This is a genomic window from Lentilitoribacter sp. EG35, assembly GCF_040784015.1.
GTDB lineage: Bacteria > Pseudomonadota > Alphaproteobacteria > Rhizobiales > Rhizobiaceae > Lentilitoribacter.
On record NZ_JBFNGQ010000011.1, the window covers coordinates 127586 to 139851 of the forward strand.

The window sequence follows — 12266 nt, forward strand, 5'->3', positions numbered from 1 at the left end:
TAGGTCCCTTTTATGTTGGTTCAGTTTTTGAGCTTGTTTGGGCGTTATTTTTGACCGCTACGAGCAGGTCCTTGGCAAGTTTTATGGCGGATTTGGCCTGTATCTGATCTGCGCCATGCCAATCTAAATTCATGCATACTCTGGTAACTTCATAGATAAGTTCACCAGATATTTTTTCATAACCACTAATCGGAAATTCTTCGAAATTCTGTAATTCTACTAACTGACCATAATCGGTCAATAAATAACTAAGCATGCAGCCACATGTTTCACAGTACTCCACTGTATCGCTATGAGTATCGCGTCCCCCACATATACCTTCTTCCAATAGTTCTTCAAATTCAGACCGTAGATACCACGCAGATTGGTCTGGGCATGGTCCTACAGTTGGCATCTCATTCCATCGAGCTTTCCACGCGCAATCTGGGCAATATGAAAATGTAGAATCGGTCATGAGCCAGCAGCATGTTGGTGGCTCAATTAGAGGAACTTGCTTCAAAATTTCCTGCTCAATTTTAAACAACTCATTCAGCATCGTTCGTCCCTTCTATTGAAGACCTAGAAGCCAGTCAGCGCTCACGCCGAAATGCTTGCAAATTAGTTTGATATTTTGTTCAGTTATATTTTGTCTACCTTGCTCCATATTAACGAGCGCTGGCCGAGACATTCCGATAACGCTGGCTAGTTGATCTTGAGATTGTCCGGTTTGATTTCTAAGCCATCGAATTCGTGATCCAATCGTAGGGTCAAACTCGCCTTTTCCTTTACAATAAGGACAGTCAGTAGTCATAGCAGACGTGTCGATTATCATAGTCTTTCCTTATTCTTCGTAAAACATGTCGGATGTATTTGGACATCTAAGTTCGTGCGGCTCATCTTCAGCGAATGCAGTACAAACCGGTTCGCCACCATTATTGTATTGCCACTCAGCAGGGTATGCGTTTTCGCCTATCGAATGAGCCATAGCGCGTAGATTGATGTCGCAAGCTTTGTCCGGCTCTTCAAAATTAAACAACAAGCAATTCTCGCACCAATACGACATAAAAATATCGCCTTCGGTGCCGTTGCTAGGACGATACGTTCCACCGCCTTCAACCATCTCGCTTTTCCTCATTTCTTGAAAATTGCCATATGTCATAAAGGCCAATACGCACCATCAATCCTCTAACAGCAGCCCTGCGTCCAACACGCTGTTCTTCGGTTTCTGATTTATGCTCAAGTTTAAACTCAGCATCAGCCGCATCAAATATGCCTCGAACGTCGACAACAGCAGGGCCACAATTCATGACGCATTGACTATCAACACAGTCATCGCAAGATCGAGTATGGTATCTTCCGCAGGTTTTACAAAGCATCAGATGCCCTCACCATTGTTTGCATTCGAGCGCGAGACATCAACGCACCTTCGCGCATAGTGATTTCTTTTGCGCCAGCGCGAACGGCCAACACACGCTTACTCGTAGCGATATCAAAATGCTCTTTCCAAGTACCACGATACTGAATCCATTTACGTTGCACACCAATAATATCGGCCATAGCTAGTAGCTCATCAGTACTATCAGCGGTCATGTGGCACATCTTCATGCGCCCAAATTGCCCCATAGAATGAAGATGCATATCATCAACATAGACTCCCATCACGCCACCTCACGATCTTGCACAGCCAGCCAGCCGCAATTTGCGACAATGTGGGCGTCCACCCCGCCAGGCGGCACGGAATTGCCAACACATGATGTTTGCATTGATTTGGTCAGCGGCTTACCCTCAAAAATCGGATCAATGATGTAATCATCATCAAACCCTTGCGCCCTGAATAACTCACGCGCAGTTAGCATCCGCATCCCGATATCGACAATCACATAGGGTTCACCGCCAAACGTCACACAAACCAGCCCGAATCGATCTTTGACAGTTACAGTGTGTAATGGCTCATTCAGCGATTGCGCCTTGCTGGTCCCGTAATATTTGACCATATAGGCCGCAACCATAGCCGCATGGCCTCCACCGGCACACAATGCATTAACAGGCCTATCCATTTCATAAGCACTGCGGTCAGACCCTTTAAGGCTCATCATATGTGCCGCGACAAGCGTTTGCTGTGTACATCTTTGCGTCAGTGTCGAAACAGGCTTATCAAGCGAATGACCAACAACACCGGTATTATGTTGCGCCATAAATGCCGCTACTTTGTCAGCGCATTCGTATTTTGGGAAAACGACCGCATTTTGATCTTTTCGGCTTGCGGTAATTGTGTGTATCGGCTCATCGGGATTTCGGATTGCCCCGCCGTGCTGTGCGTATGTAAGGAAACAAGGTTTTTCAGCATTCAGAACGTATTTATCCAATCCAGCGAACACCCGTGAATAAGTGTTGGGTGCAAGTGGTCGAATTGCTCTTACACCATATTCGTTCCAAATTTCTTCGCGCGATGCAAAGATGGAAGGGCAAGGAATCGAAGGATCAATAATCTCACTGGCTGTTCGATAGGGCAAAAGCTTACCCTGCTTTACGCCCAAACTATCTGCCGGCCCGTGAGAAGGTTTCGGCCATACAATCTTTTGACCATCACACCGCGCAATCAAGATCAATCGCTTGCGAATGGTTGGATCGCCAAAATCACAAAAGCGCCGCTCTTTCCATTCAACTTTGTAACCAGCCTGCTTTAACCGCCGAACAAACCGTTCAAATTCAATGCCGGCAAATTCCTCGATCGCCTTGCCGTCATTGTCGATAGGCCCCCAAGTGGTAAATTCTTCAACATTTTCAAGAAATATCACTTTTGGCTTGCGCTTTTCAGCCCAATCTACAACCACCCATGCAAGATCACGAATATTGCTATCTTTTGGCTTTCCTCCTCGCGCTTTAGAATGGTGCTTGCAATCGGGAGACGCCCAAAGCAAACCGATGCGGCGTTGCGGAAAAACACTATAGGGATCAACCGCCCAAATATCAGTTTGAAGATGCAGCGTGTTCGGATGATTAGCCCGATGCATGGCAAGCGCAGGCCCAGAGTGATTGATCGCCACATCAGGCGAACGACCTAGCGCCCGTTCAATGCCCGTAGAAACGCCGCCGCCGCCAGCAAATAGGTCAACGATCATATCATCATGAAATTTGTTAAACATCACACACCTTCCACAACTTCAGGCCAAAACAACGCATTGGCTTGCATCATGTGCTGCTGTTTAAGCTCTTTCAGTTTCATAATATCAGGCAAGGCAGCTTCATTATCAGCATAGACTTTCAAAATTTTTGAATAGGGAACACGGATGAGAGAACGTTCATCACCAGCCATGACATCAGAAATGGAATTCGGATCATAAAGCGTCAAAACCTTAGATGACTTATCAACGACCAGACAAATATTAGGCGCAGCGCAATGAACCGTCACCGCCACCCAATTCGCAATCTGAATATCAGCAACAGTAAAGGTCATATCTTCAACTCCTCATCAAGTGGCGCGTCTGCCTCAGCAAACACTCGCTTGCGCAACGTCCAACATATTCCCTTAGTAATTTGCTCACCAGAACAACCCCAAAGAATGGCAGCAATCAGGATGGATCTATTTGGCCTTTTACCTGTAGCAATCTTGAAGGTTCTGCAAAGCTCTAACAATTCATCACGCCAGAGCATGTGTAAAGCTGAACCTGACAATGGTTTTTGAATGGCAGGATCAGGCATTTGCCAGTGCCATTTTGAATACCTACCTCCTCGCTGCCTTTCAGGATAAACCCAACTTGTAGCCTTCCGTCCAATCATATCTGGAACTGCCCAAATATGCGGTTCACCTTCACGCTCATGTGTCATCGCATCAGGGTTAGATTTTCTCTCATCAAGAAACTTCTCATCAAAAGCAACGATTGTGCGATGACCGCATAGGTCCATTGCGGGAATCTGATGTTCAAGGCGATCAAGTTTATCCAACTTGGATTTAATCTCACAAATTAGAATTTCTGCACGTGATACACAGGCAACGTCAAACCGAATTGATCCTGTACCAGCCGAGTTGAGCTCATGCACAACACGTCCATTTGGCCTCATATCACGGAATTTTTGCACAACCGCACTACGAATTTCGCGCTCGTATACGCTTGGCCCATTCTTGCGATGAGGTTTATCGAGAATAACTGTCATGATAGCCCTGTCATAACAGTCGAGCGAATTTGAACAACTGCCCGTTTTCGCGCTTCATAGGCATCATCCAGCTTTTGGCCAGTTGCCCGCATAAAAGCACTATGAACCTGCAAGAAAACGATAAAGTCTTCGTCGCCATTCTTGCGCAAACATGTCTCGATGATAGGTCTGTAAAGCCCGATAAAATGCGGCGTCATATTTACCAGCACATCAGCACGCTTGGCACGCGATTTAGCGTCCAGCAATTCTTGCAATATGTAATTTTTCTGCATCTCTACGCCCCCACTCGATATTTGCGCATCGTATCAATGCGCCGTTGGTGAACCCTTTCTCCCAGGCGCACACTTGACATGTCTCTGTTGATAAATTTAGCAATATCAATTTGGAATTCGTCAGTTTCCCTAACCGCTCGAAAACAAAATTCTTGCCGAGCGAGCTTACGCAATTTTTTGCTGTCACCGTTCTTTAATTCGTCAACTGAAATGACATGTTTTTGGGAAACTTGTTGAAGAATATCTTGGAGAACATGCGTATAGACACAATCAGTTGAACAATCAGAGTATTCTGATTTTCTAGCAATATACTCATTGTAAAATTGACGCATTTTTGGCGCGTAATGTTTGTGCACACCAAACAATCTCGTCATACAAGTATAGGCGATACCATGCGTAACATGTGCATGATTGATGAATTTTCCAATTAAGAGAAGACCTTCAATCGGCAAGTCGTGCTGTCCAAAAATATCAATACTTATGCTCTGTTTCCTGCTGTATTTCGCACACAGGATTTGAAGTAATTTTAACTGTTCAACAGCATCTTTTGTTGGCTGTTTAACTTCGATTTTTGGCACCGGAATTGCGTCATATGTTCGCTCAATGCGGATTGTTTTAATTTCCGGCCGATTATTGGCATTACCACGAAACCGCCTGCGCACATTTGCATAATGCGCAATCAGATCTTGGCTGTTTTCAAAACTGGAAATATCACGAACAGCTACACTCATTGATCTTTATCCTTGTATGAAGAAGTCGTTTCAAAAGCTCGGAAATCATCTTTGATTTTTATGCCCGAATAAAAGGTCGTGCTGCTCTTGCGCTTCATAAACTTCACCGCTTTATTGTCAGGCGATTTGAAGGCAAGTTTTGTGGCTTTGGCTAGTTTGCGGTTAAAGGCTGTTTGGTTGATTTTAAAATCACCTTCCACATCGCAATATTTCTCAAATGCTTTGTAAAGATCAGCAGGCTTTTCCTCATCATGGCTTTCGCCCGTGACGTCGCATGCCATGCGAATAAAACTACCGATTGAGTCTGATTCCTGTCGATATTCCGCAGTTGCTTCACGCACGATATCAGGTGGGTTCAATCCAAATGACAGATAATCAAGCGCACCCTCAATCATCCAACGAAATACGCCAGCCGCTTCCGCTTCCAGCTTGTTCGGCAAGTCTTTATCAACATCAGATTCCGCAACCTGCACATCCCATTTCACCAAGTGGATGCGCCGCCATATTCCATCATCATTATTCTTGATGCGCGGCGTGTGGTTGCCGGACAGAATGATTTTAAATTGCGGATCAACCTCAAAGAAGTCTTTATTCAAACGCCGAACAGGGAACTTCTCGCCACCTGTCAGAGTTTTAATCAATGCCTCTTTCAGCACCACGCCTTCTTCAGGCTCAGATGCCGCAACCAATCGCGCTCCAGGTAGCCGCGCCAAATCTGGCGTAGCTTCCGCGCCGCCACGTCTATTCTCGCCAGAAAAACTATCAATACTTAGCGTTACCGCATATTCAGATAAGATTTGGCTCATCAAACCAACAAAGGTTGATTTGCCATTTCGCCCAATACCAAGAAAAAACAGCAAGCATTGCTCGGTCACAAGACCAGTGAGACACAAGCCCATATAACGCTGCAAAAAATCGCGCATTTCTTGACTGGGCATAACGAAGGTTAAGAATTTTTCAAAGTCAGGGCAGTCCTCGCCGGGTGTAAACTCATATTTCATATCGACCGGATGCGAGACAACTTTTGTCACCAAATTATCAGGACTATGCGGCGTTAAATGGGTTTCCCAAGTGCGCTCACCGTCTTCTATTTTGTCAGCATCTATGCGCTTGAATGTCAAAAGCCCCGATGCAGTATTGATCGTGTGCCGATCGACATTCAATTGATCAACACCAACCGACAAATATGGCCCAGCCTCGGTCAACATAGCATTAATCTTATTAGACCCAGCCGATGATTTTGCGTGACGTTTTAATGATGCGCGACGGTCTTTAAGCGAAGCTTTGACCTTATCAGCCGCATCTACCTGCGCCTTGTTGGCCTGATAAATGTCTTTTTCTTTCGTGTCCCATTTGGGATCATACGAACCCATGTCCGACAGAAGCCCATCAGAGACTAACCCACCATCCAAAATCTGTTGCTCATTTTCCGTTGGCTTAATGAGCGGTATTTCATCCAAAATCGCTCGCGCAGCTTTATGCGCTAGTGGACGTGTAGCTCGCTCGTCTTCATCCTCGACATAACATTGCCCATTAAAAATATGCCATCCAATATGCGCAACCCGCAGCGCCTGCCGACGTGATGGCGATGCCACAAGATCACCAAACCGCGCCCGAAACCGCTCACCATTACCAATATCATCACGCTCATATCGCGCACATTGTTCCAGTATCTGTGCTTCAAGCTCTTGCTCCGGCGTGAGCTTTTCTTTTTTCTTGCTCAATTTGCCAATCCCTCAAACATGGTTCCAACGAGATCAACTGGCGCTTTTGGATTGCCGGGATAATCGCCGCCGCGTTCGAATTCTTTTCTACATGGCGGTATCCAATGTGGGCGCATTTCTGGTAAGCGATCACCCCAACCAAACCACGCGTAGGATGTTGCAGATGATGGCCTCCTATATCCTGTCTTCTGCGGATCGGGGTCAATATGCCAATAAGTGTCATTAGGATCGAGTAAACGACCTTTATGGAGAATGACGCGCTCAGCATATTGCGCAAAAATCTTGGGAGGATTGTCGCGATATAATCTGTGATATCTCTCACAACCTTCAAGAAGAGATGTGCGGGCAAAAATAAACACACCACAAGATGCCAATTCTAAGGCGCGATAAATAAATTCATCAATACACTTGAAAGGCGGGTTGGCAAAAACAAAATTTGCTCTTTTCGGGTAGTGTGCCTCAAGCTGATCTGGAAATAGAAAATCACATTTAGCGTCCATGTGTTCATAACCGTAATCCTCTACATCGGAACAGAAGACATCATCAAAATATTCCCTTAACGGATTGGCCATATATCCGCGGTTACAGCACGGCTCTAAAACAGTGTCTGTTTTATGGATGTAGACACGTAAAATATGATGAATAAATGCACGTGTCGCCCAAGGAGGCGTCGGGAAATCATCCAAGCTATCACTTGGTTCAGAACGCCTATTCATAACCGCCGTTGAGATATTCTGGCTAGCCATCAAGCATCTTCTTTCTGCTTAGATGCGGCTTTCAATTGGTCAACGGTGACAGGTCCAATTTCAATAATATCGTATGGATGGATATCCAGCTCACGACATATCATGAGATACGGCCCAATCTCTGCAGGATTACCGCGTTCAATGCGGCTCAATACCGGTGGCGACACACCAGGCAATTGCTCACAAAAAACACGTTGGCTAACGCCGAGAGTTTCTCGAATAGTTTTAACAACGTGGCCAAAAACAGCCCAATTCATTCCTATGCTAGATTGAGGCATGACGCGCATCCTTTTCTTTGATAACAGGCTCAGCCCATGTGCCGGTAATTTTTGAAAAATCTAAAAGCTTATCCAGCGCCGATGCCGCACAACGCTTTCTGTTTTTGACCGCGTTGATCGAGCTGGCTTTTATATCAAGTTTTTTGGCAACACGGTTTGCACTCCAACGTCGCTTGATCATCTGCGCACTTAAAAACAGTGCAAAAACTTCTCGTGCAGTTTGCAAATCTCGCATTACATCAACTCCAATTGCGCTAAATGTTCGTCATTCCAATCACGACCAAACGGCGCAGGATCATCCAAGACGCTGCGCCCATGTTTCGAACCAAGTTTTGAATGCCGTTCAACAGCCCGCATGCGCTTGCATTTGACGTCAAACACGTCACCATCAAAGTCAGATGCGACGATCGCGCTTTCAAATCTTTCAGGAAGAATAAGCGCATCCATATCGCTCAAATCAGCTAAAGGACCGCCAACTTTGACCGCTCGCTTATGCTTGTTTCGTGTTGTGATTGTTTTACTTGGATGCTTGATGCGGCTTATGGATTTACCACATAGATTGCCAAGATTAACGGCAGTCCAAAGCGCATGATCTTCAATGTCATGACGCGCGTCATAGGACAGAATAGATTCGTAACCCTCGGCCAAAGCGACTTTGTTCTGCACACCATCATCGCGCAAAACAATATGGCCGCCCTTTTGTGAACCAATAACTTTTTTAGATACGCATAGCTCGCCAGTTTCAGGGTCAACAATCTGCGCCTTGCCCTTTTGCCTATTCAAATCGATCCACGATCGATGCAAACCAATAAACTTTCCACCTGGACCAACAATCGGCGCAAGCAGTGCAGGGCCGGTATATATAACTTCTTGCCGCCCTGATGATTTATTCAGATGATGGTATTCCATGTTCTCAATAACGCGGAATTTGTAGAGAATATCATCAGGCAAAGACAATCCACGAACTTCAAAATAAGCATTTGCCATATGATGGTTTTTTTGCCCTTCTTTCCAGAAAGAATACGCGAGCTTGCGCTTTTTCAATCGCCACTCATTACTCTCATCAGATGACCTTTGCTGGGCTGGCTTGATTGGCTTCTGGCGAAGTGGTTTTGTATCTTTAACAACAGCCGCGGGATCTTGCTCACCAATAATATCACAAATGGCGACACGGAAATCCCATCCATGCACGTGCACTGCAAGCCTGATAGGTCCGCCGCCCAACCCGCAGCCACGGCAGTTAAAAACATTCTTTTGTGTATTAATGGAGAAACGATCTTTACCACCACAAACAGGACAGGGGCCGCAATGCTCAAGCGCCGACATCTGCCGTGGGCCCGGTTTAAGCGAAGCGCCATAATCAAGCGCTAGGTCGAGTATCGAAACCGACTTTGCCCGCTCAATCCATTCATCAGGAATTTTCCGTGACGCCGCACCACTCATGAAACTTTTCCATAATAAGCATCATGTGAATATTCAGGATGCGCAAACGCTTCCTGTCGATGACGCCAATTAAGCAATGCCAATGGTATTTGTTTATCAGCAGGCCAGTCACGAGACATTCTAGCGATATATTCATCGGCCTTGTTTGCACCAACATCGCTAATACCGTTTTCGATTTGTTGTAACCGAGGTCCGCCACCTAGATATTCGCCTGAGATAGCTGTCGGCTTTCTACCCGTCGCAACACTAAGCGCATGGGCGATATTCACCAATTCTATGATTGTCGTATTCTGCATGTTGATCCCACAAAAATTCAATAAATCGGAATATTTTCCATATTTCGTATTAAATTCCGAAAGTCAACACCTATATTATGAAAATAATCAGAAACAATAATAAGAAAAGTGGAATAAATTATGGTTATGGCTACTCAAATTGTAAAAGACCGCATCCAAAAACGCATGATTGATCTGGATATGAAAATCCCTGATCTGGCTCGTGCCTCTGGTGTGCAAGACGCAACCATTCGAAAATACTTAAAGCAAACTGGCACCACGATCGGGCTTGATAAAGCGGAAAAAATAGCAACCGCCTTAGGCTTCTCGCTGGCTGATCTTTCAGAAGATCAAAGCGCCGCTGATACCGTTGGTGATATATCGTCAATGAGTTTAGGCTCAAAGCGCATACCCATCATCGGCTCTGCGGGCGCTAGTTTTGCATCAGGTAAAATTATCGTTGAAAAACAACCAATTGGCGCAACCTTTAGCCCACCTGCATTGCTGCAGGCAAGGGATATTTACGCCTTCTATATATCTGGAAGTTCAATGGCTCCAGAGCATAACGATGGCGAAATACGCTTTGCCTCGCCTCACATTCCATGCCGTATTAGAGATACCGCAGCCGTGCATGAAGAGGGTGACGACGGTAAAGTATATTTAAGTGTTGGTCACTTGGTTGAAATAGGCACTGATAAGGTTACGATTGCCAAGATACATCCTACGCCAGCGAACATTGAAATACCAAATGATAGAATCAAGTCGATAGATAAGGTGCTAACGCAAAACGACCTGTTTGGAGCTTGATCTAAAAATAATCAAACTTGACGTGGAAAATTTTATGATTATATTCTGATTATTATCCAAAACTAATCTGGATTTGATCATGAATGATACGACATCGATGCCAAGTGTGTTGAAAAACTATAAGACACCAGAACAATGGGTGGCGATTTTTGAAGAAAACGGCATTTCTTTATCGCCACGCTCATTGCGTGAAAGCGCCCGAACGCTTGGACAATACAAAAAATGTGGCCGTGCGATCATCATGAGCGCTGAGCACATAGATTCAGTATTTAAGGAAGGTCAGCCATGCCCCTCAAAATCTACGAGCGAGACGGACAATGGTGGTTCAGAGGCCGGATCGCCAGAATACCGACCAGCAAATACTACAGACAAAGCACTGGCGCATCTATTGAGTGCAGCCAAGCCGAAGCGCAAGCGATCGTCACGGACTTCGAAATCCGCGAAGTCAAACGTTACTACATTGGTGACGAGAAAAGCCTAACATTCTCAGAGGCTGTTTTGCTATATGATGCAGATCAAGCGACTGCCAATGCGTTGCTAGTTGTCTTGCCAGAAATTGGCGATAAACGGCTATCGGAAATTTCCCCCACTGAGGTCAGAAATCTTGGCCGCAAATTATACCCCAACAATTCTACAGATACATGGCGGCGCTGGGTCGTAACCCCAATCCGCTCAGTCATAAATAATGCGCATGATCTAGGTAAAGGCCCGGCAATTCGCATTAAGAGCTATTCAAAAATAGAAATGCTCAAACAGGACAAGTTACGCGGCAAACAAAGCAGGCAAGAAAAGACGCCAGGTTCATGGCCTTGGATTAATGCGTTTCGCGCCGCAAGTAAAAGCCCTTACCGGAAAGCGATGGCATTGTTCATGTTTGAAACTGGCGCTCGCATTTCACAAGCCTGCGCGATCGAACCAGAAGATTTAGATTTACAAAACGCCCGTATTTGGATGCCAGAAGCAAAAGGCACCGAGGCTCAATGGGTTACCATTTCAATGGATCTCGTAGTTGAGCTGGCAAACCTACGCCCACGCAAACCAAGACAGGGCCCTCATGCGGGACGCAAAATGACATATCGCGTTTTTGGGTATGCCAACAAAGATGGGGTGTACAAAGGCTGGAAAACCGATTGCAAACGTGCCGGTATTGAAACAATCATGCCACACGCCGCAGGCCGTCACGGTTTTGGAACCGAAATGCTTGTCAGGCAGGGACTAGACCCAACCACTGTAGCAGACGCGGGAAGGTGGGCAGACAAGACTTTAATGCAAAGAACCTACGCTCATCCAGAGAATTCAACCGACCGAATTCAAGAGGCTCTCCGTACAGGACGCGTACAGGCTCAGTCACTAGGTCGCACTAAGTCATTGAAAAAATAATAAAAAACCCAATACGCCCGTTTCTCTCCGAAGGCAGAGGTCTTGAGTTCGAATCTCAACGGGTGCACCAGTAATTTCAAAGGCTTAGCATATTCCCGCTAAGTCTTTTTTATCCGCCGCAACGTTATCCGCAATGAAATCAAGATCAAATTGATCGATAATGCTTACCGCTCGTTTCTGATGTATGGGTGAGTGTTGTTTATAAACTCGTAACAAAGTCTCGGCAGATGTGGCAAAATATTCAACCGCATCTTCAATAGTCATACCACCCTGGAACGCCCAGGTGACGGCGGTGTGTTTTAACGTATGTGGTACCACGTCAATTAGATTCAAAGAACTACAAGCACTGTTAGGCTCAGGACTCATAACCAGAATAAGACGGTTGCGGCGAGTGCGATTGCGGAGACGAATACGTTTGGGCATCTGTCATAGCGTGTAGCGACGCGTCTCCAATCTTTGAGCTTTCCAAACATTCT

General features: G+C 45.6%; 19 protein-coding genes and 1 pseudogene. 2 read left to right on the forward strand and 18 right to left on the reverse strand.

All coding sequences use genetic code 11. The features are described from left to right. Positions 1-10: 10 nt before the first annotated feature. From AB2J24_RS17080 to AB2J24_RS17155, 16 genes are read right to left on the reverse strand one after another with little or no spacing between them, the layout of a single operon-like run. Positions 11-535, reverse strand: a complete 525-nt coding sequence (locus tag AB2J24_RS17080; protein WP_367386364.1) for a hypothetical protein — start codon at positions 533-535, stop codon at positions 11-13. 12 nt (positions 536-547) lie between these two features. Continuing rightward, positions 548-811: a helix-turn-helix domain-containing protein gene (locus AB2J24_RS17085; protein ID WP_367386365.1), complete on the reverse strand. Its 264-nt coding sequence runs from the start codon at positions 809-811 to the stop codon at positions 548-550. A 9-nt stretch (positions 812-820) separates the two neighbouring features. Continuing rightward, complete coding sequence (locus AB2J24_RS17090; protein ID WP_367386366.1) at positions 821-1099, reverse strand: hypothetical protein; 279 nt, start codon at positions 1097-1099, stop codon at positions 821-823. Next, entirely contained in the window at positions 1092-1355 is a 264-nt protein-coding gene (locus tag AB2J24_RS17095; protein WP_367386367.1) for a hypothetical protein, read from the reverse strand. The genes AB2J24_RS17090 and AB2J24_RS17095 overlap by 8 nt, the downstream gene beginning before the upstream one ends. Further along, complete coding sequence (locus AB2J24_RS17100; RefSeq protein WP_367386368.1) at positions 1345-1638, reverse strand: DUF4031 domain-containing protein; 294 nt, start codon at positions 1636-1638, stop codon at positions 1345-1347. The genes AB2J24_RS17095 and AB2J24_RS17100 overlap by 11 nt, the downstream gene beginning before the upstream one ends. After that, positions 1638-3125 carry a DNA cytosine methyltransferase gene (locus AB2J24_RS17105; protein ID WP_367386369.1) on the reverse strand — a complete coding sequence of 496 codons (1488 nt, stop codon included), beginning with the start codon at positions 3123-3125 and terminating at the stop codon, positions 1638-1640. Before AB2J24_RS17105 ends, AB2J24_RS17100 begins: the two co-directional genes overlap by 1 nt. Further along, positions 3125-3436: a hypothetical protein gene (locus AB2J24_RS17110; RefSeq protein WP_367386370.1), complete on the reverse strand. Its 312-nt coding sequence runs from the start codon at positions 3434-3436 to the stop codon at positions 3125-3127. Before AB2J24_RS17110 ends, AB2J24_RS17105 begins: the two co-directional genes overlap by 1 nt. Continuing rightward, the gene (locus tag AB2J24_RS17115) at positions 3433-4134 is read right to left on the reverse strand and encodes an NERD domain-containing protein (RefSeq protein WP_367386371.1); all 702 of its coding nucleotides are present in this window, start codon (positions 4132-4134) and stop codon (positions 3433-3435) included. Before AB2J24_RS17115 ends, AB2J24_RS17110 begins: the two co-directional genes overlap by 4 nt. Next, positions 4131-4406 (reverse strand): hypothetical protein, encoded by a 276-nt coding sequence (locus tag AB2J24_RS17120; RefSeq protein WP_367386372.1) that lies wholly within the window; start codon positions 4404-4406, stop codon positions 4131-4133. Before AB2J24_RS17120 ends, AB2J24_RS17115 begins: the two co-directional genes overlap by 4 nt. Positions 4407-4408: 2 nt before the next feature. Further along, a complete protein-coding gene (locus AB2J24_RS17125) occupies positions 4409-5137 on the reverse strand; it encodes a hypothetical protein (RefSeq protein ID WP_367386373.1) in 729 nt (242 codons plus the stop codon). After that, the gene (locus AB2J24_RS17130) at positions 5134-6861 is read right to left on the reverse strand and encodes a DNA primase family protein (RefSeq protein ID WP_367386374.1); all 1728 of its coding nucleotides are present in this window, start codon (positions 6859-6861) and stop codon (positions 5134-5136) included. Before AB2J24_RS17130 ends, AB2J24_RS17125 begins: the two co-directional genes overlap by 4 nt. Beyond that, positions 6858-7607 carry a methyltransferase gene (locus AB2J24_RS17135; RefSeq protein ID WP_367386375.1) on the reverse strand — a complete coding sequence of 250 codons (750 nt, stop codon included), beginning with the start codon at positions 7605-7607 and terminating at the stop codon, positions 6858-6860. The genes AB2J24_RS17130 and AB2J24_RS17135 overlap by 4 nt, the downstream gene beginning before the upstream one ends. After that, positions 7607-7885 carry a helix-turn-helix domain-containing protein gene (locus AB2J24_RS17140; protein WP_367386376.1) on the reverse strand — a complete coding sequence of 93 codons (279 nt, stop codon included), beginning with the start codon at positions 7883-7885 and terminating at the stop codon, positions 7607-7609. The genes AB2J24_RS17135 and AB2J24_RS17140 overlap by 1 nt, the downstream gene beginning before the upstream one ends. Then, the gene (locus AB2J24_RS17145; RefSeq protein WP_367386377.1) at positions 7872-8120 is read right to left on the reverse strand and encodes a helix-turn-helix domain-containing protein; all 249 of its coding nucleotides are present in this window, start codon (positions 8118-8120) and stop codon (positions 7872-7874) included. Before AB2J24_RS17145 ends, AB2J24_RS17140 begins: the two co-directional genes overlap by 14 nt. After that, positions 8120-9328: a DUF7146 domain-containing protein gene (locus AB2J24_RS17150; RefSeq protein ID WP_367386378.1), complete on the reverse strand. Its 1209-nt coding sequence runs from the start codon at positions 9326-9328 to the stop codon at positions 8120-8122. Before AB2J24_RS17150 ends, AB2J24_RS17145 begins: the two co-directional genes overlap by 1 nt. Next, a complete protein-coding gene (locus AB2J24_RS17155) occupies positions 9325-9624 on the reverse strand; it encodes a hypothetical protein (protein WP_367386379.1) in 300 nt (99 codons plus the stop codon). The genes AB2J24_RS17150 and AB2J24_RS17155 overlap by 4 nt, the downstream gene beginning before the upstream one ends. Before the next feature lie 120 nt (positions 9625-9744). On the opposite strand from AB2J24_RS17155, the gene AB2J24_RS17160 reads away from it, so the two are divergent. Next, positions 9745-10410: a helix-turn-helix domain-containing protein gene (locus AB2J24_RS17160; RefSeq protein ID WP_367386380.1), complete on the forward strand. Its 666-nt coding sequence runs from the start codon at positions 9745-9747 to the stop codon at positions 10408-10410. A 285-nt stretch (positions 10411-10695) separates the two neighbouring features. Next, the gene (locus tag AB2J24_RS17165; RefSeq protein WP_367386381.1) at positions 10696-11790 is read left to right on the forward strand and encodes a tyrosine-type recombinase/integrase; all 1095 of its coding nucleotides are present in this window, start codon (positions 10696-10698) and stop codon (positions 11788-11790) included. Between the two features lie 84 nt (positions 11791-11874). Here AB2J24_RS17165 and AB2J24_RS17170 read toward each other — a convergent pair whose 3' ends face one another. Then, a complete protein-coding gene (locus tag AB2J24_RS17170) occupies positions 11875-12054 on the reverse strand; it encodes a hypothetical protein (RefSeq protein ID WP_367386382.1) in 180 nt (59 codons plus the stop codon). A 98-nt stretch (positions 12055-12152) separates the two neighbouring features. After that, positions 12153-12266: pseudogene (locus AB2J24_RS17175) on the reverse strand (IS5/IS1182 family transposase); the annotation flags it as partial.